This window comes from Microbacterium invictum, from assembly GCF_014197265.1.
GTDB lineage: Bacteria > Actinomycetota > Actinomycetes > Actinomycetales > Microbacteriaceae > Microbacterium > Microbacterium invictum.
Genome location: NZ_JACIFH010000001.1, coordinates 305,562 through 331,523 on the forward strand (window position 1 = coordinate 305,562; position 25,962 = coordinate 331,523).

Consider the following 25,962-nt stretch of genomic DNA (forward strand, 5'->3'; position numbering starts at 1 on the left):
AGAGGGAGAGAGTGGCCGCCTCGGCGCGGGAGTGGCCACCTCGACGAGAGGGAGAAAGTGGCCACCTCGGCGCGGGAGTGGCCGCCTCGGCGCGGGGGCGCAGTCAGGGGTGGCGGACCTGGACGATGCTCGAGATCGGCAGGGTGCGCTCCACGTCGACGGCCTTGTCGCGGCCGCGCAGCCGGCCGCCGCCGATGCCGGTGGCCTCGAGGGTGACCTCGCGGTCGCTGCCGTCGGGCATGCGCACCACGATCATGATGACGGCGCGATCGCGGACAGCCTGGTCGAGTTCGCGCTCCAGCCATGCGGCGTCGGCGTCGTCCTCGTGGGCGGCGCGCAGCCGCGCGATCAGCGGCGCGTACACCGACGGTGCGTCGTCTGCAGGCGGCGCGGGGGCGATGCGGTGCCGGTCGAGACGGCGCGGCCGGCCGTCGGCGTCGACGGCGACGACCGGGTAGCGGGCGTCGGCGAGCATCCAGAACACGGTCTCGGGCGTGCTGCGGCTGGTGAGCGCGTCGCCGTCCGGCACGAGCCCGACCGGGCGCAGCGCCTGGTCGACGGAGACCGTGCGCAACAGCGCCTCGTCGTCGCTGGCGACGCGCGTGCGGCCCGTCCAGTCGGGTCCGACGCGGATGCTGCCGTGCCGCGCCGCGCTGCGTTCGATCTCGTACGCGAGCGGCTGCGGCACGCCGGTGAGCGAGAGTTCCTGCAGGAACTCGCGGAGCGAGTCGGCCGTCTCGCCGCCGGCGAGCGCCGCGTCGATCGACTCGGCCGTGAACCGGTACGTGGAGGCCTGTGCCCGCGACTCGCGGCGGGTCATCGACCGCAGGCGCATGTCCAGGCGCGGCGCGAGCGGACCGGGCGCGATGGCGGTCAGGTCGTTCTGCAGGTACACCCGGTCGACCTCGGGCGGCAGCAGGGCACGCAGCGCGTCGGCGTCGGCCTCGCCGCCGCGCGCGACGTCGGCCGCCCAGTGCGGCGGTGCGCCGTCGGGCCCGATCATGACCCACCGGCGCAGCAGCGCGCGCAGGTGCGCCGCCCGCTCCGGCCACGCCGGGTCGAACGGGTGGGCCGATGGCCAGTCGGCGGGATCGATCCAGCCTCCGTCAAGGGAGTGGATGCCGGGGGGCAATGCCTCGCGCAGGTGATCGGCCACGGTGCGCCAGCGGGACACCGTGTCAGAGATCAGCCAGTCGTACGCCGACTCGGTGACCAGCCAGGCGCGGTCGGCGCCGGCGAGCAGGCCCGCGATCTCGGCGATGGCGATCAGCTCGTCGGCCTCTGCGCCGTCGTTCGCGGCACCGGCATCCACGAGCCGGCGTCGATCGGTGGCGCCGAGGGCACCCGATCCGATGCGGCCCAGGGGTGTCGTGACGGTCAGCTGGAGGATGTCGGCCATCGCGGCGGTGGCGGAGAACACGCGTTCCGCGGCGGCTGCGTCGGACTCGGATGCGGCCGGGGAGGACTCGCCCGGCAGCTCGACGGGTTCGGGCCACGCCTCGACCACGGCGCGGAACGGGGTGCCGTCTTCGGCGACGATTCCGCGATCGGCGAGGGCGGCCCGCAGCGGGCCCGCAGGGAGCGGCTCCGCGGTGTCGATCGCATGACGCAGCGCGCCGGCCTCGGCGGCGGTCAGCGCGGCGAATCCGCGATCGAGGAGCGGGGGCTGCAGCAGCGCGTCGGCGGCGTCGAAGTGATCGGACCAGGTGACGCTCGGTGCGACGCGGCGCTCGGCCAGCAGACGTCCCAGGGCAGCGTCGTCGAGTGCGGCCAGGCGGCTCGCGAGTGACCGGGCGTCGGTGGCGGCCACGTCAGCGACCCTTGTTGGCTCGCGCCTTCCGCACGAAAGTAGAGATCAGCACGATCATCAGCGAGATGAACCCGGCGATGGGCGCGATGTACACGACCGTGCCGATGACCGGCCACAGGCCCTCACCGAAGTCCGCGTGCTCCATGCCGGCGGCCCCGCCGATGAAGATCGCAGCGAAGCACACGATCGACAGGACCATGAGTCCCAGTGCTGTCGCAGCGAGGATTCGGTCGACGCGTCGGACGGGGAGCTGCTCACCCGCTGCCTGCTTGCTCATCAGCCTCAGCCTACTGCGTCCGGGGCGTGCCCTAGGCTGTATGAGGGGCTGTTCGGTCCCGGTTCCACAGCGCCCGAACACGGGTTTCATGCAGCGAGGTTGAGATGCCCACCGGCAAGGTCAGGTTCTACGACGACGAGAAGGGTTTCGGCTTCATCACGGGAGATGACGGCCAGGACGTCTTCCTGCACGCCACCGCCCTTCCGGCCGGCACCACGTCGGTCAAGGCCGGCACGCGACTCGAGTTCGGCGTCGCCGACGGGCGCCGCGGACTTCAGGCGCTCTCGGTGCGGGTGCTCGATGCTCCCGTGAGCCTCGCGAAGAAGACGCGCATGAAGGCCGACGACATGGCCGTGGTGGTCGAAGACCTCGTGAAGCTCCTCGACGGTCTCGGCGGTGACCTGCGTCACGGTCGCTACCCGAGCGCCACCCAGGGCAAGAAGGTCGCCGCCATCCTGCGCAAGGTAGCCGATGACCTCGAAGCCTGAGTCGTCCGAGACGCCCGAGCCCGGCGTGACGCCGGAGTCGGCCGCCACACCTGAGTCGGCCGACTCCGGTGTGACGCCCGAGGCCGCGGACGTCGTCGAGGCTGCCGAAGCCGTCGAGGCTGCGGACGTCGTCGAGCCGGCCAACGCGGTCGAGCCGCCCCAGACCCCGATACCCGCGGATGAGCGGCTGCTGAGCGCGCACGATCTCGCGCGCGCGGCGCTGCACGAGGTGACCGCCTCCACGACCGTCGGCGACCCCGTCGGCTACACCCTCGAAGACGACGGCGTCGTCTCGCTGCGGTTCCACAACACGATGGACGGCTATCCGGGCTGGTTCTGGACCGTCAGCGTCGCCGTCGTGGAAGACGCCGAGCCCACCGTGCTCGAGGTCGAGCTGCTGCCCGGAGACGACGCGCTGCTCGCCCCCGAGTGGGTGCCGTGGGCCGTGCGCCTCGCCGACTACCAGGCGGCTCAGGCCGCGCAGGCCGAGGCTGCGGGCGCCGATGAGGACGAGCATGGGGATGAGGACGACTCCGACGAACTCGACGATCTCGACGACTTGGATGCCGTGGACTTCGACGAAGACGGATCTTCCATCCTGCACGCCGGCGACCTCGACGGCGTCGACATCGACGCGCTCGACGAGGACGCCGACGACGATGAGGATGACGAAGACTCTGACTCCGACGAGGACGAGGACGACGACGAGGACGACGACGACGAGGACGAGGACGACTCTGGCGACGACAAGGATGACGACTCTGACGAGTCTGACGCCGACGACTCCGACGCCGACGCTGACGCCGACGACTCCGACGCCTCAGACTCCGACTCTGCCGACGCCGATTCCAGCTCTCGCTCCGAATCCCGGAAACGGGGACGAGGCTTCTGGCGTCGAGGCCGCTGACCCGACGCGCACGCCGGGGGGCTGAGCACAGTTGGCGCTTGCGCCGGGTATGTCGCAGTCGTTCCGCGTCTTAGCGCCAACTCAGGCATTGGGGGCTGAGCAAAGTTGGCGCTTGCGCCGGGTATGTCGCGGTCGTTCTGCGTCTTAGCGCCAACTCAGGCATTGGGGGCTGAGTAAAGTTGGCGCTTGCGCCGGGTGTGTCGCAGTCGTTCTGCGTCTTAGCGCCAACTCAGGCACTGGGGGCTGAGCAAAGTTGGCGCTTGCGCCGGGTATGCGCGTCGATTTCCGGCGCAAGCGCCAACTCAAGCCCTGGGCGGCGAGAGCCGCCGGCGCGGGCTCAGCCTTCGTCCCCGGGGCTTGGCCAAGGGCGCACCCGGGCGGCATCGGCGAGCATCCTCGCGGTCATGGACGGACTGCAGGTGCAGTGGCTGCTCGACCCCACCGCCGTCGACCTCGGGCGATCGAGTCAGCTCGCGATCGAGGCCATCCTCGCCGCCGTCCTCGACCCGCGGCCGTCAGCCCTGACGGAGTGAGTCAGGCGCGCAGCGCATCGACCGTGTAGTCGATGCACTCGATGAGCTTGCGGACGTCGTCGGGCTCGATCGAGACGAAGGTCGCGATGCGCAGCTGGTTGCGGCCGAGCTTGCGGTAGGGCTCGGTGTCGACGATTCCGTTGGCACGGAGACTGGATGCCACAGCCGCGGCATCCACGCTCTCGTCGAAGTCGATCGTGACGACGACGGGCGAGCGGTCGGCCGGGTCGGCGACGAACGGCGTCGCGAACGCGCGGTCCTCGGCCCACGCGTACAGTGCGCCGGACGACTCGGTCGTGCGGGCGTCGGCCCAGGCGAGGCCGCCGTTGTCGTTGATCCACTCGAGCTGCTTGTCGAGCAGGTGCAGGGTGGCCACAGCCGGCGTGTTGAGCGTCTGGTTCAGGCGCGAGTTGTCCACGGCGTTCTTCAGGCTCAGGAACTCGGGGATGTAGCGGTCCGTCGCCGCGATGCGCTCGATGCGCTCGATCGCGGCGGGTGAGACGGCTGCGAACCACAGGCCGCCGTCGGAGCCCAGGTTCTTCTGCGGTGCGAAGTAGTAGACGTCGGCCTCGGAGACCTGGAAGTTGATGCCGCCGGCGGCGCTGGTCGCGTCGATGACGGTGAGTGCGCCGTCGTCGCCGGCGATGCGCGAGACAGCGGTGGCGACACCGGTCGAGGTCTCGTTGTGCGGCCAGGCGTACACGTCCACGCCGGAGACCGCCTCGGCGGCGATGGAGGATCCGGGCTCGGCCTTGCGGACGTCGGGGGCGGTCAGCCACGGCGCGGCGGCGGCCTTCGCGAATTTGCCGCCGAACTCGCCGAAGACGAGGTTCTGGCTGCGGTTCTCGATGAGGCCGAACGCCGCGGCATCCCAGAACGCGGTCGATCCGCCGTTGCCGAGGATGATCTCGTACCCGTTCGGCAGCCGCAGCAGGTCGGACAGGCCCGCGCGCACCTGACCGACGAGCGTCTTGATCGGCGACTGGCGGTGCGAGGTGCCCATCAGCACCGAGCCGGGGCCGACGAGCGATTCGAGCTGCGCGGCGCGGATCTTCGACGGGCCGCAGCCGAATCGTCCGTCGGCGGGCAGGATCTCGCGGGGCAGCGTCACATGGGCCATGGTTCGATTCTAGGACGCTGGGCTCCGGCATCCCGATCCCGTGACAGGGGGAGCCGATAGGCTGGGGGAGCATCATTCCCCGCGCGTAGAGGCCAGACATGACCGACTTGATCGACACCACCGAGATGTACCTGCGCACGATCCTCGAGCTCGAGGAGGAGGACATCACGCCGCTGCGCGCCCGCATCTCGGAACGCCTGGGCCACTCCGGCCCGACCGTCTCGCAGACGATCGGGCGCATGGAGCGCGACGGGCTAGTCGTGGTCAGCGAAGATCGCACGCTGGAGCTGACGGATGCCGGCAGGCAGAAGGCCGTGGACGTGATGCGCAAGCACCGTCTCGCGGAGCGGCTGCTCAGCGACGTCATCGGCCTCGACTGGGCCTATGTCCACGAAGAGGCGTGCCGGTGGGAGCACGTGATGAGCGAACTGGTCGAGCGCCGCCTGCTCGAGCTGCTCGACCACCCGACCGAGTCGCCCTACGGCAACCCGATCCCCGGTCTCGACCAGCTCGGCGATGTGCCGGCCCGGACGTTCGACGAGGGCGTCGTAGGCCTGGTCCGTGCGCTCAACGAGGCGGGCGGTCCCATCACCGGCACCGTGCGCCGGCTCGCCGAGCCCGTGCAGGTCGAGCCCGAGCTGCTCACCCAGCTGCGCGCTGCGGGGGTCGTTCCGGGGGCTGCCGGAGGCTTCCGGTTCAGCGAGGGATACGTGCTGGTGCAGATGGACGGCAACGAGGAAGCGCTCGAGCTTCCGGTCGAGGTCGCCGCGCACCTCTTCCTCGTCGACGCCCGCGAGCGCGTCTGAGCATCCCCTCCGAACACGCGGGCGGCGCCCGCCTAGCGTGACTTATTCGTTACTTTCGGGTAGCCTCGGAAAGTCCGAAGGCGAGAAGCCCGCCGCAGGACCGCCACCCGAGTTGCCTCACCGGTTCGTCACTCGCGTGGTGAAGCCCGTACATCTGTGCCCGACACCGAGTACGACGAACCAGTGCCCTCGGGCGCAGAGGCGCCGGAGGATCCAGTTTGGCTGAAGAGACCGATTCGTCGATTGACGGACCCGAAACCGATACGACGAGTCTCACGCAACGCGACCGTGCGCGCCGTTTCACCGCGCGCCGCCCCGCTGCGAAGGCTCCCGCCCGTCGCTCGACCGCTGTGGCCACGAAGGCCGCGCGACCGTCGTCGCAGACCAAGCCGCACCCGGTGCGCAGCTTCTTGACGGTCGCCGCCGTCGCGGGCCTGGTCGCCACCGTCGCGATCCCCGCAGTCGTCTCCGCCGACCGCAGCGCCTCGGCCGACGCCGTCACCACGGTGCAGCAGGTCGCCGCCGAGAACGCACAGTCCCTCGTCGTGGCCAGCGAGGCGACCCCCGAGGCCCTCGACCGCGACAGCTACTCGGCTACGACGAAGGAAGAGATCGACAAGAAGAAGGCCGAGGAAGCCGCCAAGAAGGCCCTCGCCGCTCGTCTCGCCTCGCGCGCCAGCTCGGCCTCGTTCAGCACCGCGGTGCCGCTGACCATCGCCGCCTCCGGCGACGTCGTGCGCCCGCTCACCTCGTTCAACAGCTTCGGCACGCCGTATGCGGGCCACAAGGGCACCGACTACATGGCCGGCCGCGGCACCCCGATCTACTCGATCGCCGACGGCGTGGTCGTCGCGTCGAGCGAGAGCGGCCCCGGCTGGGGCGTGTACGTGAAGATCGCCCACAACATCGGCGGCAAGAGTGTCACCTCGCTGTACGCGCACATGAGCTACGGCACCCGCCGCGTCACCGTCGGCCAGACGGTCTCGGCCGGTCAGCTGATCGGCCAGGTCGGCGACAGCGGTCGCGCTTACGGCACGCACCTGCACCTCGAGGTCGTCGTGGGCGGCGCGTACCAGAACGCCGAGAGCTGGCTGCAGGCCAACGCGAACTGAGCGGGGCGGAGCCGCCGACACGCGGCATCCATTCACCTGCTGTTGGTCCTCGGTGTCACGGGCATGCATTACCCTGATCCCGACGCTCGCGCACAGCCGAGGGGGAGCCAATGGATGACGTGCCTCGCATTCGAACCGTGAATGCGCTCGGTCGTTACGTCCTGCGGCATCGTGTGTACGACTGCCGCGACATTCGTCGTGGAGTCAAGGCGCTGTCTTCGTGACAGCGCCTTTTTTCGTGCCCGCACCCGCTCACTGAACGCCTCGTCGCAACCGAACAACCGCTGAAGCCGTCACGGCAGTTCGAGAGGACACGGATGCGCACTCTGGTGCTGAACGCAGGATATGAACCCTTGGCCGTCGTGTCGTTCAAGCGGGCCCTCGTGCTCGTGATGAACGACAAGGCCACCGTCATCGAACGGATGGAGGGCAACCCGGTGTGGGGGACACGTGATGTGTACGACCGCCCCGCGGTGATCCTCCTGAGCAGATACGTCCGCATTCCCGGCAGCCGCCGGGTGCCGGTCACCCGCCGCGGGGTGCTGCGCCGCGACGGGCACCGCTGCGCGTACTGCGGGTCGGGGGCCACGACGATCGACCACGTGCAGCCGCGTTCGCGTGGCGGAGCGGATTCGTGGGAGAACCTCGTCGCGTGCTGCCTGCGCTGCAACAACGTGAAGGGCGATCGCACGCCGCAGGAGATGTCGTGGTCGCTGCGGATCATGCCGCAGCCGCCGCGCGGGGCGCACTGGACCGTGCGGGGCACCGAGCGCACCGACCCGGTCTGGGAGCCGTACCTGGCACTCGCCGCCTGAGGGGGTGCCGCCGTGGGCGTGCACCGGTTCGGTCGGGGTGATTGATCTGCGGCGAGATTGAACCGTCGCATCCGCGCCTCGAAGCGACGACTCGGGACGGATGACGTCCCTCGCCGCGTGATTCCGCCGGTCCGGCGGCGATGTCGGACCTAGAGCGTATCTTCGATCTCATCATATTGAGGATCTAGAACATTCGTTCTATCCTGTCGTAGTGAGGTCGATCGTGCCCAACTCCACTGCGCAGAGTTCCACTCTGCAAGAAGTGCAGCGGCTGCGCGCCCAGCTCGAAAGGGTGCAGGGGCGGCGCATGGACGCACCTGTGCTGCCGACCCATCCGGTGCTCGCGGGCCTGCTGCCCGGTCGCGGACTGCGCACCGGGTCGTCGTATTCGCTGGGCCGGTCGATGTCGCTGCTGTTCGCCCTCCTCGCGCAGCCCTCGCAGGCGGGGTCGTGGTGCGCGGTACTGGGAATGCCGGGGTTCGGTGCCGAGGCGGCTGAGAAGGCCGGGGTCGACCTGTCGCGGCTCGTGCTCATCCCCGATCCGGGTCCGCGGTGGCTGGCGGTGGCTGCGACGATCGCCGACGCCCTGCCGGTGGTGGCGGTGCGTCCCCCCGAGCGGGCGAGGGATGCCGATGTCTCGCGGCTGGCGGCACGCATGCGCGAGCGGGGCTCGGTGCTGCTGGTGCAGGGCCCCTGGCCGCAGACCGAGGCGATGATCGACGTCGCCGACCCGCACTGGTCGGGGCTCGGCGACGGGTACGGCCTGCTCAGCGAGCGGCAGCTGACGGTGACGGTGACCAGCCGGCGCTTTCCGATGCCGCGCACGGGGCGCATGCTGCTGCCCGCGCAGGGGGGCGCGCTCGAGCAGGCCTCGCCGGGTCTGCATGCCTCGCCGGGTCTGCCCGCCTCACCGGATCTGCATGCCTCGCCGGGCCTGCCCGCCTCACGGAGACAGGAGAAATTGCCGAAACAGGAGATGGCACCGGAAACACGTCCTGTGTCGGTGATTTCTCCTGTGCCGGTGATCCAGCCGAGCCGGCCGTCGGACACGCCAGACATCGGCGATCTCGAGCACGAGCCGGCGCCGATGCGGGCGGTGGGGTGAGATGGGCGCCGCTGACGTCCGCGACACCAGGGCTGGCAGCGCTGAGGTCCGCGGCACCGGGGTCCGCGGCACCGGGGCCCGCGGCACTGAGGGGCACGCCGCTCCCGTCCGCAGCCTCGTGGTGTGGGTTCCGGACTGGCCCGTCGTCGCCCTGACCCGCGACGGCGAGAGTCCGCCCGATCCCCAGGAGCCGATCGCCGTGTTCGACAAGGGCGCCGTGATCGCGTGCTCGCCGGCCGCCCGCGCCGAGGGGGTGCGCCGCGGGCAGCGGCGCCGTGACGCGCAGGCCCGGTGCCCGCAGCTGATCGTCGCCGAGGCCGATCCGGTGCGCGACCAGCGGATGTTCGCCCCGCTGATCGCCCGGCTCGAAGAGCACGCACCCGGGGTGCAGCTGGTGCGGCCGGGGCTGTGCGCCGTGCACGCCCGTGGTCCCGCCCGCTACTACGGCGGCGAGGCGGCCGCGGCGATCGTCCTGCGCGATGCCATGGTCGACGCCCTGCCCGCACCCGTGTTGGCCTCCGCGGCCGGCTCCATGGGCGACCCCGCCGTGCCAGCCTTCGACACCACCGACCTCACTCCCGACGTGCGCGTGGGCATCGCCGACGGCCCGTTCTCGGCCGAGCAGGCCGCGCGGGTGGGCACGCGGCGCGAAGACCCGGTGCGGGTGGTGCCGGCCGGCGAGGCGGCCGCGTTCCTCGCGCCGCTGCCGGTGACGGCGCTGGACGACGACGTCGTCGACCTGTTCGCCCGGCTGGGCATCCAGACCCTGGGCCAGGTGGCCGAGATGGATCCGCAGCGACTCGTGGAACGGTTCGGGCCCCGTGGCGCGCGGCTGCACGCCCTGGCCGCCGGGCAGGACTCCCGTCCGGTGTCGCCGCGCACCCCGCCGCCCGAGCTGCAGCGCGAGGTCGCGTTCGAGCCGCCGCTGGAACTTGCCGACCAGGTGGCGTTCGGCATGCGCCGCACCGCCGAGGAGTTCATCGCCGGGCTCGGCGCCGTCGACCTCGTGTGCACCGAGCTGCGGGTCGTGCTCATCGGCGATCGCGGCGACCACAGCGACCGGGTGTGGCTGCACCCCGGCACGTTCGACGCGCCGGCGGTCGTCGACCGGGTGCGGTGGCAGCTGGCCGAGCAGCCCCTCGTCGCACGCGGGCTGCGCAGTGCCGTCGCGCGGGTGCGGATCGAGCCCGAAGCGGTCGACGCGGCATCCCACCACGTCCGGGCGCTGTTCGGGTCGGGGCCCGAGGAGCGCGTGCACCATGCGCTCTCGCGCGTGCAGGCGATGCTCGGGCACCGGGGCGTGCTGACGCCGGCGATCGGCGGGGGCCGGTGGCTGGCCGAGCGGCAGGTGCTGGTGCCGTGGGGCGACCGGTCGGTCACCAGCGCGCGGGCGCGCCCGTGGCCGGGGAGCCTGCCCGACCCGCTGCCGTCCACCGTGTTCGCCGATCCGCTGCCGGTTGCGGTGGTCGACGCCGAGGGTGACATGGTCGCCGTCGACGGTCGCGGCGAGCTCACCGCGCCGCCGGCCACCCTGCTGAGCGACGACCGGTCGCGCCGGGTGGAGACATGGGCGGGCCCCTGGCCGGTGTTCGAGCGGGGGTGGGACCCCACGCGGGCGCGCCGCGCGCACCGGTTCCAGATGGTGGATGCCGCGCAGACGGCCTGGCTGCTGGTGTGCGAAGAGGGCGTCTGGCACGTGGAGGGGAGGTACGACTGATGGGATTCAACAATCCGTCCGTCCCGTGGTCGGAGATGGAGCGGCTGCTCAGCGGCCGGCCGAAGCAACCCGAGAAGAATCCCGCCACCGCCACCCCCGCGGGCACCCGCGACAGCGACGTCCCCGACGGCGCGGACGGCGGCGACAGCCCGGCCTGGTCGCGCAAGCGCGGAAAGTACACGCCGCCGCCGCTCGTCCGGCCCGAGAACCCCATCCCGTACGCCGAGCTGCACGCGCACTCGTCGTACTCGTTCCTCGACGGGGCGTCCTCGCCTGAAGAGCTCGCCGAAGAGTCCGAGCGGCTGGGGTTGCACGCGCTCGCGGTCACCGATCACGACGGCTTCTACGGCATCGTGCGCTTCGCCGAGGCGGCTGAGACCCTCGAGGTGAAGACCGTCTTCGGGGCCGAGCTGTCGCTCGAGCTGCCCGCGCCGCAGAACGGCGAGCCCGATCCCGTCGGCTCGCATCTGCTGGTCCTCGCCCGCGGCGAGGAGGGCTATCACCGGCTCGCGTCGGCGCTCACCCACGCGCAGCTGGCCGGGGCGGAGAAGGGCAAGCCGCACTACGACCTCGACGAGCTCGCCGCGCAGGCGGGCGGGCACTGGGCGATCCTCACCGGATGCCGGAAGGGCGCCGTCCGGCAGGCGCTCCACGATCAGGGGGCCCAGAGCGCCGCGGAAGAACTCGACCGGCTCATCGCGCTGTTCGGGCCCGAGGCCGTGAACGTGGAGCTGATCGACCACGGCAACCCCACCGATTCCCGCGACAATGACGTACTGGCATCCCTCGCCCGCGAGAGAGGGCTGCCGGTGCTCGCGACCGGCAACGTGCACTACGCCGTGCCCGAGCGGGTGCACCTGGCCGCCGCGGTGGCCGCGGTGCGCGCGAACCGTGGGCTCGACGAGCTCGACGGGTGGCTGCCGGCCCACGCCGGGGCGCACCTGCGCTCGGGCGAGGAGATGACCCGCCGGTTCCGCCGCTACCCGGGCGCGGTGGCCCGCACCGTCACGCTCGCCGACGAGCTCGCGTTTCCGCTGCGGCGCGCCAAGCCCGCGCTGCCGAAGCTGCCCGTCCCCGACGGGCACACGCCGATGTCGTACCTGCGGGAGCTGGTGTGGGAGGCGGTGCCGCGCAAGTATCCCGATGCCACCGATGCCGATCGGGCGCGGATCGAGAACGAGCTGGGCGTCATCGCGCAGAAGGACTTCCCGGGGTACTTCCTCATCGTGCACGGGATCGTGCAAGAGGCGCGGCGCCGCGGCATCCTGTGCCAGGGGAGGGGATCGGCGGCCAGCAGCGCCGTCTGCTACCTGCTCGACATCACCGCCGTCGACGCGATCGCCTACAACCTGCCGTTCGAGCGGTTCCTGTCGGCGCTGCGCGACGAAGAGCCCGACATCGACGTGGACTTCGACTCGGATCGGCGCGAGGAGATCATCCAGTGGGTGTACCGGCAGTACGGGCGCGAGCGCGCGGCGCAGGTCGCGAACGTCATCCAGTACCGGCCGAAGAACGCCGTCCGCGACATGGCGAAGGCGCTCGGACACTCGCCCGGGCAGCAGGACGCGTGGTCGAAGCAGGTCGAGCGGTGGGACGGGCTGTTCGAGACGGCCGACCACGACATCCCCGACCGGGTGCTGGAGTATGCGACTGAGCTGTTGAAGACGCCGCGTCACCTCGGCATCCACTCGGGAGGAATGGTGCTCACCGAGCGACCCGTCGGCGAGGTCGTGCCGATCGAGCACGCGCGCATGGCGAACCGCACCGTCATCCAGTGGGACAAGGACGACGCCGCCTGGATGGGCCTGGTGAAGTTCGATCTGCTGGGCCTGGGCATGCTCGCCGCTCTGCAGTACTGCTTCGACATGATCGCGGATGCCACGGGGGAGCGGTGGGAGCTGGCGACGATCCCGAAGGAGGAGGCCGCCGTCTACGACATGCTGTGCCGGGCCGACTCGATCGGGGTGTTCCAGGTGGAGTCGAGGGCGCAGATGGGGCTGCTGCCGCGGCTGCAGCCGCGCCGGTACTACGACCTCGTGATCGAGATCGCGCTGATCCGGCCCGGGCCGATCCAGGGCGGGGCGGTGCACCCGTACGTGCGGCGCAAGCTGGGGCAGGAGAAGGTGACGTACGCGCACCCGAAGCTGAAGCCGGTGCTGGAGAAGACCCTGGGCATTCCGGTGTTCCAGGAGCAGCTCATGCAGATGGGCATGGCCGTGGGCGGGCTCACCGGCGAGGACGCCGATCTGCTGCGCCGGGCGATGGGATCCAAGCGCGGTATCGAGCGCATCGATTCGCTGCGCAAGAAGCTGTACGCGGGCATGGCGGAGAACGGCCTGACCGGCGAGGTCGCCGACGACATCTACGCGAAGATCCAGGCGTTCGCGAACTTCGGGTTCGCCGAGAGCCACTCGCTGTCGTTCGCGTTGCTGGTCTACGCGTCGTCGTGGCTGAAGCTGCACTATCCCGGCGCGTTCCTGGCGGCGCTGCTGCGCGCGCAGCCGATGGGGTTCTACTCGCCGGCCTCGCTCACCGCCGACGCGCGCCGCCACGGTGTGCAGGTGCGGCGCCCCGACCTGCATCTGTCGGGGGTGGATGCCGGATTGGAGGCGGTCACGCCCGACGACGCCAGGCAGAGCGGGGTGGATGCCGCCGACGCCGGGTCGACGCGCCGCCCGGCCACCGGCATGGACGCCTGCACCCACCGCACCCAGCCGCCGGTCGGAAGGTTCGATCGCGACGCCCCCGACGAATCCGCTGCGCACCGCCGCGACGGAGCATTCGCGGTGCGGCTGGGACTGGCATCGGTCACCGGGATCGGCAAGCCCCTCGCCGAGCGCATCGTCGCCGAGCGCGAGGCCCGCGGGCCGTTCCGGGACCTGCGCGACCTCACCCGCCGCACCGGGGCGAACACAGCGCAGCTCGAGGCCCTCGCTACCGCGGGCGCGTTCGAGGGTCTCGGGGTGAGCCGGCGCGAGGGCATCTGGCTGGCGGGCGACGCCGCGCAGGACCGCATCGAGTACCTCGAGGGGTCGCTCGTGTCGGTGCAGCCGCCGCTGTTCGGAGACCAGTCGAGCTATGACGTGCTGGCCGCCGACCTGTGGGCGACGGGCATCTCGACCGACGATCATCCGCTGGTGCATTACCGGTCGCAGCTCGATGCCCGGGGTGTGCTCACCGCCGCAGAGCTGCGTGGGCACGAGACGGGGCGACGGGTCGAGGTGGCGGGGCTGGTGACGCACCGGCAGCGCCCGGCCACGGCATCCGGTGTCACCTTTCTCAATCTCGAGGACGAGCACGGCCTCGTGAACGTCATCTGCTCGGTGGGAGTGTGGAACAAGTACCGGCGGGTGCTGCGCGATTCTCCGGCGCTGATCGCGCGGGGAATGCTGGAGCGCTCGCCCGAAGGCGTCACGAACCTGCTCGCCGACCGGTTCGAAGACCTGCGCGTGGGCGTGCAGCACCGGTCGCGCGACTTCCGGTGATGCGCGGACGGCGTCGAATCCGCCGCGTTCGTAGCATTCATACAAATGTGATCGATCTGTGGTCAGACCACATGAGGAGTGCGCACAGACTTTTCCCAGGGTGGGCGCGGACGGGCGGAAACTGAGGTCATCACAGAGCGCCGGACAAGCCGGCACACGAATGAGAAAGGCCCTCACATGACCGCCCCCACCGCCACCACCGTCCTGTCCGGCGCACCCGCCGACGTTCCGGTCGCGGCACACTCCTCCGCCCTGCCGATCGCGATCGCGGTCACGCGCATGCTGATGGGCTTCTACTTCTTGTGGGCGTTCTTCGACAAGGTGTTCGGCCTCGGCTTCGCGACGCCGGTCGAGCGCGCCTGGATCAACGGTGGCAGCCCCACGACGGGCTTCCTCACGAACGCGACGGCCGAGAGCCCGCTTGCGGCGGTGTTCAACGCGATCGCCGGCAACCCGGTCGTGGACTGGCTGTTCATGCTGGGCCTGTTCGGCGTCGGGTTCACTCTGCTGTTCGGCATCGGCGTGCGGGTCGGCGCGATCGCGGGTGCGGCGATGCTGTTCCTGATGTTCCTCGCCGAGTTCCCGCTGACCCTGACCGGGGCCACCAACCCGCTCATCGACGGCCACATCATCGAGATGGGCGTGATGGCCATCGTCTTCTTCGGGGTCGCGGACCAGCGGCTGAGCGTCGCCCGGGTGTGGCGCACCGTCGTCGGAGACAAGACCTGGCTCTGGTGACATCCTGACGACGATCGTCCCGGCGGAATTTCACCGTCGGGACGATCCCTTTTGTGTGGATGCCGCGGGCGGCAGCCGGCTTCAGGGCTCGTAGCCGGCGGCGGGGACTGAGTTGACTACGGCGCATTGACCGCAATGGGCACCCGCCGACACACTGGTCGAGTGAGAGCCGTCGTGTACGACCGCTATGGGACCGTCGACGAGCTGCGGGTGGCTGACATCCCGGTGCCGACGCCCGGACCGGGCCAGGTGCTCATCGAGGTCGTCGCGACGAGCGTGAACCTCTCGGATTGGGAGGGTCTGCACGGCAGTCCGGCGTACGCGCGGATCGGCGGGCTGTGGCGTCCGGCGCGGCGGGTGCTGGGGTCGGACATCGCGGGGCGCGTGGCGGCGGTGGGGGACGGCGTCGACCGGTTCCGGGTGGGCGATGAGGTGTTCGGCGACAACCTGGAGCGCATGGGCGGGTTCGCTGAGTATGCGGTCGCGCCCCAGGCGGTGCTGGCGCCCAAGCCTGCGGAGCTCACGTTCGCCGAGGCGGCGACGCTGCCGCAGGCGGGGGCGATCGCGGTGCAGGCGGTCGCCCGGGGTGACGCGGGCATGCCGATGCTGATCAACGGCGCGGGGGGAGGGAGCGGGATGTTCGCGATCCAGCTCGCCGCACGGGCCGGAATGCACGTCACCGGCGTCGACAACGCCGGCAAGCTCGCCTTCATGCGTGAGCTCGGGGCGGATGCGGTGATCGACTATCGCGCCGAGGACTTCACGCGCACCGGACCGTACGATCTGGTGGTCGATCTGGTGGCGCGGCGTTCGATGTTCGCGTACCGGCGTGCGCTGGCGCGGGGTGGCCGGTTCTTGATGGTCGGTGGCACGGTGCGGGCATTGCTGCGGGCGCTGACCGTCGGCACTGTCGTCGGTGCGGTGAGCGGGACGCGGCTGGGGGTGCTGGCGGTGCGGCAGGGGCCGGCGCACTTCGGGCCGCTGGTTGAGGCATGCGTCGCGGGCGACGTGCAGATCCGCATCGACAGCACGTTCCCGCTCGAGCAGACGGCTGCGGCGCTGGAGCATCACGGTGAGGGACGTGCGCTGGGCAAGGTCGTCGTCGCGGTGCGGGACGAGTAGGTCTCTCGGCCGGCGCTATGGGCAGAGCTCGAAGACGTAGCCGGGTTCTTCGGGCTTCGTCAGGGCGCGGTCGCGGTGGATCAGGGATGCGGGCCGGTCGGGGGCGGCGCATGCGTCGGCGAAGGCGGCCGGGTCGCTGTACTCGATGGCGAGCACGTGGTCGCCGTACACGTCGGTGTAGGCGTCGCACTCGTCGTACGCGGCGCATTCCTCGGTGATGGCGAAGTCGAAGCCGGCCTCGGTGTGGAGGAGGGCGGCGTCTTCGGCGGCGTTCTTCTGCGCGGCGGCGAGTCCAGCGTCGTGGGCGCGGGTGACGAGCGCACTGGCGAGGGTGAGGTTGTCGTCGCGGGTGAGGAGGCCGTTCGTGCGCGTATAGGTGTCGAGGTTGTCGAACTCGACGGCGTCGTAGCCGGCGTCGGCGCACTGGTCGATCCAGGGTGTGACGATCGCGGCGACGCGTTCAGCGTCGCGGGTGTCGATGAGGGCTTCGTCGGGCCAGTCCGGGTCGTAGACGATGTCGCCGTCCGCGTCGTGGAGGAGCAGGTCGTCGGGCCAGTTGTCGAGTTCGTCGGGCTGGGTCTGGAAGGCATTGAGGTAACAGACCGAGTAGCGGTCGTCGGCGGGTGGGGCAAGTCGATCACGGACGACGATCTGCACCGCTGGGCCGGGTTCGTATGCCCCGCCGAGCTGGTAGTCGAATGCGGCGGCAACGGGTGGCAGGGAGATCGTGGGGGTCTGCTCACCGGTCGGACTGTGGTCGTCGACGCTGTGGCTCGCGCAGCCGATGAGCGTGGCGAGCGTGAGGAGTGTGGCTGCGGTCACTGCGGCGGTGTGGTGCTTTCGTCTGCGGCCGGTGTGATGTACCCGCAAGGCGCGCTCGGTGGAGGGCGCGGAACCGTGTCGCGGCATGGCCTCGAGGGTACGTCAGAACGGTGGCGGTCCGTCGTACTTGGTGGTTGCCGGGTCGGCGGCGGGCGTGGACGTGGCGGTGTCGAGGGGCGGGTCGACGCGAGTGGTGAATCCGGTGGGGCTGACCCAGTACAGCTGGCTGGTCGCCTTGTCGCGGATCAGCTGCCAGAGCGTCTCGTCCTTGATGATGTGGTGGTGTTCGCACAGCGGACACAGGTTTTCGGCGTCGGTGGTGCCGCCATCGGCCCAGCGTGTGCGGTGGTCGATGTCGCATCGGTGCGCGGGTCTGGTGCAGCCTGGGGCGATGCAGGTCGGGTACTGGGTGTCGAGCCACCGGCGCAGGTCGGCGGGAACCCGGTATGTCTTGCGGTCGACGTTGAGGATGGTTCCGGTGACCGGGTGAGTGAGCACCCGTATCCACGATTTCGCCCGTCCGGCGAGTCGTTTGGCGGTTTCGATGTCGATCGGCCCGTATCCGTCCAAGGTGGCCGGTTCGTCGGAGTGTCCGAGGAGGGCGAGGGCGGGGATCGTGATCCGCACCGTCGGCGTGATGCCCTTCAGTGACGGGAGAGTCTCGTTCGGCCCGGCCGCACCGACCGGCGCCTCGGTCTCGCCTGGGGCGTCGGTGTCGGGTTCGCTCGGCGCATCCGCATCGTCTGCGGTGTCTGCGCCGGTCTCGGATCCGCTCAGCACCTCCGCAAGGTCTGCGGTGTCTGCGTCCGTCTCAGGGTCACCCGGCGCATCCGCACCGTCTGCGGTGTCGGTCGCATCGTCGCGGGCGTCATTGCCACCTGCGGCGGCGGCGCGGACTGCATCGACGATATCGTCGGGGAGCGCGGCGAGGGAGCCGCTCAGCAGCAGATCGGTGGAGATATCGGCGCGCAGTTGTGCAAGGGTGCGGGTCTCGCCGGGCAGGGTGGCCAGGTACCGGGACTGGATGTCGAGGTAGTCGGCGATCGCGTGGCCGGCGGTGGCGGGAACGCGCAGGATCATCTCCATGATGCCGTCGAGCTCCGGCGTGACCCACACATCGCGGTTCTTCGCAGCCCGAGCGTGGCGCTCGTTGACCGATTCGGGGTGCACCCGCTCGCGGACGTTGCGGGCGCGGGAGCGGAACTTCCCGCTGTTCTGCCGGGTTGCTGCGTCGACCAGTTGCTCGTCGAACGCAGCCCACGCGATCGGATCGGCAGGGAGCTCGTCGACCAGCGTCTTGGCGTAAGCCGCGTTCTGTTCGGGGACGTCTCCGGCCAGGTATGCCGCCCATAGTCGCGGGCATCGCGCCGCGAGCACCTGCGCACGACTGGCGCGCGCGTGCACCTGGCCCTCGGACAGCTGAGTGCGCACGGCAATGTCGAGCGCCACGGCGCTGACGGCCAGGTCGCGGCAGTGCCGCTGATACTCGGTCAGCGACATCCCGCGGCCCGCGACCGCCGCCGGGTAGTTGCCCTCGACATCCGTCCACGCCGACGGGTCGTTCGCCGCTTCGGTGAGCAGGTCGTTGATCCGCTGATCCTGCCGCGCCGCGGCCACCCGCCCGTATCGGACGAGGTCTTCCAGGCCGACTCCCGGCGGGGTGGCATCGTCAAGGTCGGTGAAGTCCAATGGTGACTCCGGCACGGATGCCGTGTCGTGACCCGCTGCGAAACTGGAAGCGAAATCCACCTGGACTCCGGACTTGAAATCGATGATGACACCGCCGCGTGCCTCGTACTCCTCGCACAGTCTGGCCAGGAAGGCATCGACGTAGTCAGACCCCGCGGACGATGCCGCTACCGGGTCCTGTACCACCGTCGAGCTAACCATACAAAAATACTAACACGCAATCGCCGACATGGGAAGAAATATTCGAACCAATGTGGAAGATAGACTGAGTGACGCCAGCCTCTGTAGCTCAATGGAAGAGCAGTTGCGTCCTAAGCAAACGGTTGGGGGTTCGAGTCCCTCCAGGGCTATTGGACAGTTTCGGGCGCGACCTCAGGTTCGCCCGGGCTCATTTCGTCGTGCCCGACCTTGACGTGACTCAACCGAGTCGACTGCGCGGAGGGAGGTCGATCTTGCCGGTGCGACGGGCGCGGGATCGAAGTCGACGAGTCGGTGATATGGTGACTGACACTTCGACGAGGGAGTCCGCGATGCTGCGCAGTGATGCCAAGCAGAATCGCGTGCTGTTGCTGGATGCCGCGTGCGATCTCATCGCCCAGGCGGGCACCGATGACATCAGCGCGCGCGATATCGCCGATCGTGCAGGCGTCAGCTCGGCGACGCTGTACCGTCACTTCCCGAACAAACAGGCCCTCGTGGACGGCATCTCGGTGGATCGCTGGGAGCGCATGAGCGAGTGGGCGCGCGGCTCGCGCAGTCCCCGTGCGGCGGTCTTCGACATCGCTCGCGTGCTCGACCGGTTCTCGCGACTCGTCAGCGACGACGCGCAGTTCATCGTGGCCGCGGGGCTGAAGGTCGGCACGACGCCGGCGGCGATCGCGCCCGTGCGCGAGGTCTTTGACGCGCGCTTCGACTCACTCTGGAACGCCGCCCGGGCGTCGGGGTCAGTCCGCCGATGGGCCGACCCCAGGGATGCGGTCGAGCTCGTCGGCTCTATCCGTAACAAGGAGCGCCGCACTCCCATGCTGGCAACCGTCGTCGGGGGCTTCGTGGCACCGCAAGTCGATGTGGAACGACTGTTGCGCGTCGTGCATCACCCGCACCGATCTGCCCAACTGTGACGGATACGGGGTAGTTCCCTCACTTCCGTCGCACGGACTGTCTGGCTCTCGCATTATCGAGACGTGTTGAACAATGTTGCTCATCCGTTGGATTCCGGAATCCGCCGTCTGGCGGAACAGCTACGCGACGGCAGCATCAGCTCGCGCGAACTGACGGAGCTCGCTTTCGACAGGATCGGCGCGCGAAACGGCGGCGAACCCGACTTCGACGGCGGCCCGGACGCTGTCAACGCGTGGGCGCGTCTTGATCGCGATGCCGCGTTGACAGCTGCAGATGCCGCGGATCGGCGCATAGCGCAGGGTGATCCCTCGCTGTTGGCGGGCATACCCGTCGGGCTCAAGGATCTGTTCGCCGTCGCGGGCAAGCCGCTCACCGCTTCGAGCCGCCTCCGCGCAAACGAGACAGCGGACCAGGACAGCGCGGCGTGGTCGGCGCTGTCCGACGCCGGTGCCGTTTACGTGGGGCACACTCACACGCACGAGTTCGCCGCCGGCGGCACCACCGACCAGGTCGGCAACCCGTGGAATCTCGCCCACAGCCCCGGGGGCTCCAGCGGAGGCTCCGGCGCTGCCATCGCCGCCGGCATGGTGCCCTTGGCGCTCGGCACCGACACGGCGGGTTCCCTCCGAATCCCTGCGGCCCTCGTCGGCGTCTCCTCGTTCAAGGCGTCGTTCGGCCGTGTGCCGACCGACGGCGTCATCCCGCTGTCCACGACGCTCGACCACGCCGGCCCCATCGCCCGCACGATCGATGACTGCGCTGTCGCGCTCGAGGTCCTCACCGCCGCGCCGCGCTCCCGCGACCCGTTCGGTGTCGGCGCGCGCCCCGGAATTGTCGCGCCGCGGGCGGCGGACCTGCGCGGCGTCCGGGTGGCCGTGACCGATCGCCCCGATTCTGTCGACCTCGAACCGGATGTGCGCGATGGTCTGGAGCGGGCCGTCGCGGCGTTGTGGGAGCTGGGCGCGACCGTCGTGACCATCCCCGCACCGACGGATCTGTCCAAGGCTGACTACGACACGATCTTCCTCGCCGAAGCGCGCACGTATCACGCGCAGTACGCCGATCGCGCGAGCGAATACCGACCGAGCGTGCGCGAGTTCCTTGCCCACGACCTTCCGCCCATCGCCGTTGACGTCTATCTGGCGGCTCAGCAGCGCCGGGCAGGCGTCACCGCCGCCTGGCAACGCTGGTTCGCCGAGAACGGCATTGCCGCACTCATCGAGCCGACGGCGGCATCCACCGCGCCCGTGCGCGGGCACGGGTACGACGCGGGCCGCCCGATGGGCGGCACCGATCCACTCACCGCCTTCACCGCCACCTGGAACGTCACCGGTTTCCCCGTCGCCGCGCTCCCCGCGGGAGTCGGCAGCCGCACCGGTCTACCCGTCGGCGTCTCGGTCGTCGGACCCGGCGAAAGCGACGCCGAGACGCTCGCCATCGCCCTGGGGTTGCAGGAGCGACTTCCCATCCCCGAACTCGCGTGGTGAGCTGATGGAGTCCTTTGTCCTCTTCGCGCTGTCGGTGTTCACCGCCTTCGGCTTCTACGCGCTGCTTGCGTGGGGCCTCGGGCTCATCTTCGGTCAGCTCAATGTGGTCAACGTGGCCCATGGTGACATGGCCATGGTGGGCGCCTACCTCATGGTCGTGCTGACCCCCGTGGCCTTCCCGCTCCGCCTGCTCCTCGCCGTCATCGGGGGGTTGGTCCTGGGTGCACTCATCGAACGAGGACTGCTCAGCCGTCTGTATGAGCACGGCATGCTTGCCACGCTTCTGGCGATGTGGGGCACCGGCATCGTCCTGCGCCAGACCGCTGAGGCGATCTTCGGTCCCACTCCGGCGTCGGTGCCAGCACCTATCACCGGCACCGTGGAGATCCTCGGGGTCGACTACCCGACCTTCCGCCTGGTCAGCGCGACCGTCTCGCTGCTCATCCTCGCGGGGCTCGTGCTTGTGATGTACCGGACAAGCCTTGGACTGCGGCTGCGCGCATCCATCGACAACCGTGCGATGGCCGCCGGTTTCGGTATACCGACCGGCGCCATGGTCACCGGCACCTTCGCCGTCGGCACGGCGCTTGCGGTCCTCGCTGGCGCTCTACAGAGCCCAATGCTCGGCATCACCCCGCAGGTGGGCGTGTCACTGCTCGCGCCCACCTTCTTCGCCGTGCTGCTGGGACGTCCCGGCAGCATCGGCGGACCGATCTTCGGCGCGTTCGTCGTCGCTGTACTCGACATCGGACTGCGCACGGTCCTTCCCGAGACGGTCGCCGGCGTCGTCTTCTTCGTTGCTCTCATCGTCCTGATCGCCCTACAGCCACAAGGCCCCAACTGGAGGTTCACACTATGGAAGCCGTCTCAACAGCGCGTCGCCTGAACTGGCGCCGCACAACCACCGGAGCCGCGGCACTTGCCGTCGCCACGTTGGTGCTCTCCGCCTGCGGTGGAGGATCGTTCGCCGGCGACGCCGGTGACGGTGCCGACGGCGCACAGGACCGCGCCTTCCGCCTCGGCCTCGTCGCACCCACCACCGGAGTCGCCTCGCTCGAGGGCAACTCGCTCGTCATGGGCGTCGAGCTCGGCATCGAAGCCGTCAACGCCGATGGCGGCGTGCTCGGACACCCGATCGAGCTGGTCGTCGTCGATGACAAATCGGATGCCGCAACCTCGACCCAGGTCACACAACAGCTCATCCGCCAGAACGATGTGGACTACGTTCTGGGGACGATCGCCGGTGACACGTCCGTCGCGGCGGGGTCGGTCGCCGCCGAGGCGGGTGTACCGTTCTCGAGCGTCGTCAACGGCACCGTCGAGTTCTGCAGCGCGCACTTCTGGCCCTTCGGTGCGAGCGAGCGCATGATGGTCGAAGACCTCATCCCGCACATGATCGAGCAGTATGGTTCGCGCGTGGGACTGGTCGGAAACGACTACATCTTCCCTCACACGTACCACGCGGTCGCCAGCGAGATCATCACCGAGAACGGCGGCGAGGTCGTCGCAGAGGAGTACAGCCCCCTGGGAACGGCCGACTGGCAGCCGGTGATCGGCAAGCTCAGCAATGCCGACCCCGACTGGATACTGACGGCTGTCGTCGGCGGTGACGCGGTGTCGTTCATGACTCAGGCCGACCAATTCGGATTGCTCACCGATCGCGGCGTCACCGGCACCACGTCGCAGCAGGAGTTCTACGCCGCGCTCGGTCCGATTCTGGAGGGTCGCACGACGGCGCTGCAGTACTCCGATCAGACGCCGGGAGCCGACAACGAGGCATTCGTCGCGGCCTACCGCGCGGAGCACGGCGACAACGGCTCGATATCGGCGATCGCCGCGACCTCGTACGAAGCAGTGCGCTTCATCGCTGCCGCCGTCAACGCCGCCGGTGGGTACGACGCCGAGGCCATCAGCGAGCAGATGTCGACCATCCGGCTCGATGGGCTCCTGGGTGATCTGGGCTTCCGTGAGGACAACCACTACGTCAGCAGCGACATGGTGCTCGTGCAGATCGACGAGGGCGGCGTCTACTCGACCGTCAAGGTCCTTGACCCGATCGACGACACGACGGCTCGCAATTGCTCGTGATGCACTCCGTTGAACCCCGCCTACCGCTGCGGCGAGCCCTCGTGTTCGCCGCAGCGGTAGGGCTGCTCGGGCTTGCACCGTTCATCTTGCCGCCGTACCCGCTCGCCCTGCTGACGCTCGCGCTGGTCTACGGTCTGTTCGCGTTCGGGTTGGACATCGCGTGGGGGCGCACAGGAATCGTGAGCATCGGCCACGCCGCGTTTTTCGGTCTGGGCGCGTACGGCTGGGCCATCGCGGAACGTCAGGGCCTGCCCGGTGTCGTCGGCGCGGGGGGCGGCATCCTTGTGGCGGTCTGCGTCGCAGTCGTCATCGGGCTCGCCGGACTCGGCCGCCGCGCACTGCCCTCCACGATGGCGATCCTCACTCTTGCGCTGACGTTGCTGTTCGAACAGCTAGCGCGCACCTGGTCGGATGTCACCAACGGCAGCAACGGCATCGTCGTGCGCTCCCGCGGTCTCATTCCCGACTACTACACCACAGCCGCCCTGGTGGTGCTGATCGTTGCCGTGGTCTGGCTCTTCGTGCTCCGCGGGCGCCTCGGTCGCCGAGCCCTTGCCGTCAATCTCAATCCGGATCGAGCGGCGCACCTGGGCATCGACGTCCGTGGCACCCGGCTGTCGGCGCTGGTCGTCAGCGCGGCGGTGGCTGCTGCGGCGGGCGCGATCGCAGCTCCCGTCATGGGCCTCGTCTCGCCATCGGCTGGCGGCATCATGCTCTCCACACAGGTGCTCGTGTGGTTGGCCGTCGGGGGCCGGGGCACACTCATCGGTGCCTTCGCCGGAGCTGTGATTGTCACGATGGGCCAGCAGTACCTCGGTGAAGCGATCGGCTCGTGGTATCTGCTCGTTCTCGGCGTGATCTTCCTCGTCGTCGTGCGCTTCGCCCCGGGCGGACTCGTCGGGCTCGTGCGCCGCGTCGTGCGCATTCCCGCGCACATCGCCGCGAGGCAGGACGCGCGGCTTTCCGGTGCGATTCTCCGGCGAAAGCTGCCCGCGAAGACGGAGTTCGCCGTGCAGGCCCGTGACATCCGCAAGTCGTTCGGTGCTACCAAGGTGCTCTTGGGGGTCGACCTCATGGTCCCGACAGGGGAGGTGCTCTGCATCATCGGGCCGAACGGCGCAGGCAAGACCACACTGCTGAACATCGTCGCCGGAGATGTCGCGCCGACGGCCGGTACCGTGGCAATCTTCGACGTCGACGCGACCCGGTGGCGCATCCACCGTCGCGCCCTTGCGGGTATGGGCAAGGTGTTCCAGATCCCGAGCGTCTTCACCGAGCTCTCTCCGGCCGACAACCTCCGCCTCGCCCATAGTGAGGCGCTCCAGCCGCGCGAGACCGCCGAAGCGCTTGCACGGTTCGAGCGCGACGACGCACGGTCGGCCGCAGAGCTGCCGCTGGCGGACCGTCGGTCGCTCGAGCTCGCCATGGTGCTGGTGTGGGGGCCGGAGGTCATCATCCTGGACGAGCCCGCCGCTGGCCTATCCCATGAGGAGTCCGTCGCATTGGCGCGGCTCCTACGCAGGGTCGCGACCGAGACGGGCGCGACGCTGGTGATAATCGAGCACGACATGGACATCGTGCGCGAGCTCGCGGACCGCGTCGTGGTGCTCGCGAACGGACGCTTTCTTGCAGAGGGGACGATGGAGGAGATCACTGCGCGAGACGATGTGAAGGACGCCTACTTGGGGGTTGTGACGTGATCGAGGTGAACGCCCTCGCGGCCGGCTACGACGGAATCCCCGTCGTCTCGCATCTGGACCTGACTCTTGCCGCCGGGGAAGTGGTGGCGTTGCTTGGCCGCAACGGCATGGGCAAAACCACGATGATGCGCACTTTGGCCGGCCACCTACCCTCGATCGACGGCGATGTGCTCCTAGACGGATCGCCGCTTCGCTCAGGCCGTGCCGACCTCGCCGCGCGCGCTGGGATGTCATTCTTGCCCGACGACAGGGGCGTCTTTCCGCGCCTGACGGTCGCGGAGAATCTCGCCCTGGCGCGCCGTCGTGGTTACCAGCCGCCGGTGGATGTCGTAGCTCTGTTTCCCGTGATCCGGGAGCGCATGAACGTCAACGCCCAGGATCTCTCCGGAGGGCAGAAGCAGCAGGTAGGACTCGCGCGCGCGATTCTGGCGGGTGAGAAGGCGATCCTCGTAGACGAGTTCTCACAGGGGCTGCAGCCCTCGCTCGTGCGCGACGTGCTGGCGGCGTTCCATGAGATCGCGCGCGCTGGCGTCGTCATCGTCCTGGTGGACCAATCGCCGCAGCCGCTCGTGGAGTTCGCCACGCGGGTCTTGGCGATGGACAAGGGAGCGATCGTGCTGGATTCGCCGGCGGCAGTAGTGCGCGAAGATCCCCAGGCACTGCTCGACTTCCTCGTCGTCTGACAGTGCGTCGCCGGCCCGGGACGGCGTCCGCATTTCGCAACGCAATTCGACCTCCCCACGAGCTAGTCCGCCATGCGGACGTGGTTCGGGGCCGAGGACATCTGGCGCGCGCTGCGTGCGATGGAGTGTGGGGTCCTACAGGCGATTCAAGAACCGCGATGCGGATTGGCAACCGCGCTCGACGCGGGCCGGCCGGGGCGACCGCTGGACCCCGCTTCCGCCCTGGCGGGTAGAATCGCCGGGTGCATTTCTCGAAGGTGATCGTCGGCGCGCTCTGCGCCGGCGGTAGAGGCTGACAGTCAGCCGGCGGCGGAACTCCCGTCACCGGCGCGTCGA

At 69.7% G+C, this 25,962-nt stretch carries 21 protein-coding genes, 1 tRNA gene and 1 pseudogene; 18 read left to right on the top strand and 5 right to left on the bottom strand.

The genetic code is table 11. From position 1 onward, the window contains the following. Positions 1–103: 103 nt before the first annotated feature. Both BKA10_RS01545 and BKA10_RS01550 read right to left on the bottom strand, forming a co-directional pair. Entirely contained in the window at positions 104–1,810 is a 1,707-nt protein-coding gene (locus BKA10_RS01545; RefSeq protein ID WP_183498289.1) for a helicase-associated domain-containing protein, read from the bottom strand. Between the two features lies 1 nt (position 1,811). Continuing rightward, positions 1,812–2,087, bottom strand: a complete 276-nt coding sequence (locus BKA10_RS01550; RefSeq protein WP_183498290.1) for a multidrug ABC transporter ATPase — start codon at positions 2,085–2,087, stop codon at positions 1,812–1,814. Between the two features lie 104 nt (positions 2,088–2,191). Between BKA10_RS01550 and BKA10_RS01555 the strand changes: the two genes are divergently transcribed. From BKA10_RS01555 to BKA10_RS01565, 3 genes and pseudogenes are all read left to right on the top strand, one after another. Then, on the top strand, positions 2,192–2,575 hold the full coding sequence (locus BKA10_RS01555; protein WP_183498291.1) for a cold-shock protein: 384 nt from the start codon (positions 2,192–2,194) through the stop codon (positions 2,573–2,575). Further along, a complete protein-coding gene (locus tag BKA10_RS16875; protein ID WP_183498292.1) occupies positions 2,559–3,482 on the top strand; it encodes a DUF3027 domain-containing protein in 924 nt (307 codons plus the stop codon). The genes BKA10_RS01555 and BKA10_RS16875 overlap by 17 nt, the downstream gene beginning before the upstream one ends. 383 nt (positions 3,483–3,865) lie before the next feature. Then, positions 3,866–4,015: pseudogene (locus BKA10_RS01565) on the top strand (TetR family transcriptional regulator); the annotation flags it as partial. 1 nt (position 4,016) lies between these two features. Here BKA10_RS01565 and serC read toward each other — a convergent pair. Beyond that, positions 4,017–5,135, bottom strand: a complete 1,119-nt coding sequence (serC, locus tag BKA10_RS01570) for a phosphoserine transaminase (RefSeq protein WP_183498293.1) — start codon at positions 5,133–5,135, stop codon at positions 4,017–4,019. A gap of 98 nt (positions 5,136–5,233) precedes the next feature. On the opposite strand from serC, the gene BKA10_RS01575 reads away from it, so the two are divergent. From BKA10_RS01575 to BKA10_RS01610, 8 genes are all read left to right on the top strand, one after another. After that, a complete protein-coding gene (locus BKA10_RS01575; RefSeq protein ID WP_183498294.1) occupies positions 5,234–5,941 on the top strand; it encodes an iron-dependent transcriptional repressor DtxR in 708 nt (235 codons plus the stop codon). 218 nt (positions 5,942–6,159) lie between these two features. Next, entirely contained in the window at positions 6,160–7,053 is an 894-nt protein-coding gene (locus BKA10_RS01580) for a M23 family metallopeptidase (RefSeq protein ID WP_183498295.1), read from the top strand. A gap of 317 nt (positions 7,054–7,370) precedes the next feature. Beyond that, a complete protein-coding gene (locus BKA10_RS01585) occupies positions 7,371–7,868 on the top strand; it encodes an HNH endonuclease (protein ID WP_183498296.1) in 498 nt (165 codons plus the stop codon). 211 nt (positions 7,869–8,079) lie between these two features. Then, entirely contained in the window at positions 8,080–8,973 is an 894-nt protein-coding gene (gene imuA' / locus BKA10_RS01590; RefSeq protein WP_248199109.1) for a DnaE2-dependent mutagenesis accessory factor ImuA', read from the top strand. A gap of 1 nt (position 8,974) precedes the next feature. Next, positions 8,975–10,690, top strand: a complete 1,716-nt coding sequence (locus BKA10_RS01595) for a DNA polymerase Y family protein (protein WP_183498297.1) — start codon at positions 8,975–8,977, stop codon at positions 10,688–10,690. Next, entirely contained in the window at positions 10,690–14,175 is a 3,486-nt protein-coding gene (locus BKA10_RS01600; RefSeq protein ID WP_183498298.1) for an error-prone DNA polymerase, read from the top strand. The genes BKA10_RS01595 and BKA10_RS01600 overlap by 1 nt, the downstream gene beginning before the upstream one ends. Positions 14,176–14,352: 177 nt before the next feature. Further along, entirely contained in the window at positions 14,353–14,913 is a 561-nt protein-coding gene (locus BKA10_RS01605) for a hypothetical protein (protein ID WP_183498299.1), read from the top strand. Between the two features lie 162 nt (positions 14,914–15,075). Continuing rightward, the gene (locus BKA10_RS01610) at positions 15,076–16,035 is read left to right on the top strand and encodes an NAD(P)-dependent alcohol dehydrogenase (RefSeq protein ID WP_183498300.1); all 960 of its coding nucleotides are present in this window, start codon (positions 15,076–15,078) and stop codon (positions 16,033–16,035) included. Between the two features lie 15 nt (positions 16,036–16,050). Here the strand turns inward: BKA10_RS01610 and BKA10_RS01615 are convergent, their stop codons facing one another. After that, positions 16,051–16,857, bottom strand: a complete 807-nt coding sequence (locus tag BKA10_RS01615) for an endo alpha-1,4 polygalactosaminidase (RefSeq protein WP_248199107.1) — start codon at positions 16,855–16,857, stop codon at positions 16,051–16,053. A gap of 102 nt (positions 16,858–16,959) precedes the next feature. Continuing rightward, the gene (locus BKA10_RS01620; protein WP_183498302.1) at positions 16,960–18,747 is read right to left on the bottom strand and encodes an HNH endonuclease signature motif containing protein; all 1,788 of its coding nucleotides are present in this window, start codon (positions 18,745–18,747) and stop codon (positions 16,960–16,962) included. 76 nt (positions 18,748–18,823) lie between these two features. On the opposite strand from BKA10_RS01620, the gene BKA10_RS01625 reads away from it, so the two are divergent. The 7 genes from BKA10_RS01625 (at position 18,824) to BKA10_RS01655 (ending at position 25,626) form a co-directional block, all read left to right on the top strand. Then, positions 18,824–18,896 (top strand) — tRNA-Arg (locus tag BKA10_RS01625). A 180-nt stretch (positions 18,897–19,076) separates the two neighbouring features. Further along, positions 19,077–19,667, top strand: a complete 591-nt coding sequence (locus BKA10_RS01630) for a TetR/AcrR family transcriptional regulator (protein ID WP_183498303.1) — start codon at positions 19,077–19,079, stop codon at positions 19,665–19,667. An 87-nt stretch (positions 19,668–19,754) separates the two neighbouring features. After that, complete coding sequence (locus tag BKA10_RS01635) at positions 19,755–21,155, top strand: amidase (RefSeq protein ID WP_183498304.1); 1,401 nt, start codon at positions 19,755–19,757, stop codon at positions 21,153–21,155. A gap of 4 nt (positions 21,156–21,159) precedes the next feature. After that, positions 21,160–22,041, top strand: coding sequence for a branched-chain amino acid ABC transporter permease (locus BKA10_RS01640; protein ID WP_183498305.1), 882 nt, complete (start codon positions 21,160–21,162; stop codon positions 22,039–22,041). Continuing rightward, positions 22,011–23,243 carry an ABC transporter substrate-binding protein gene (locus BKA10_RS01645; protein WP_183498306.1) on the top strand — a complete coding sequence of 411 codons (1,233 nt, stop codon included), beginning with the start codon at positions 22,011–22,013 and terminating at the stop codon, positions 23,241–23,243. The genes BKA10_RS01640 and BKA10_RS01645 overlap by 31 nt, the downstream gene beginning before the upstream one ends. Beyond that, positions 23,243–24,943 (top strand): branched-chain amino acid ABC transporter ATP-binding protein/permease, encoded by a 1,701-nt coding sequence (locus BKA10_RS01650; protein ID WP_241740111.1) that lies wholly within the window; start codon positions 23,243–23,245, stop codon positions 24,941–24,943. Before BKA10_RS01645 ends, BKA10_RS01650 begins: the two co-directional genes overlap by 1 nt. Next, positions 24,940–25,626 (top strand): ATP-binding cassette domain-containing protein, encoded by a 687-nt coding sequence (locus tag BKA10_RS01655; protein WP_183498308.1) that lies wholly within the window; start codon positions 24,940–24,942, stop codon positions 25,624–25,626. The genes BKA10_RS01650 and BKA10_RS01655 overlap by 4 nt, the downstream gene beginning before the upstream one ends. The last annotated feature ends 336 nt before the right edge of the window (positions 25,627–25,962 follow it).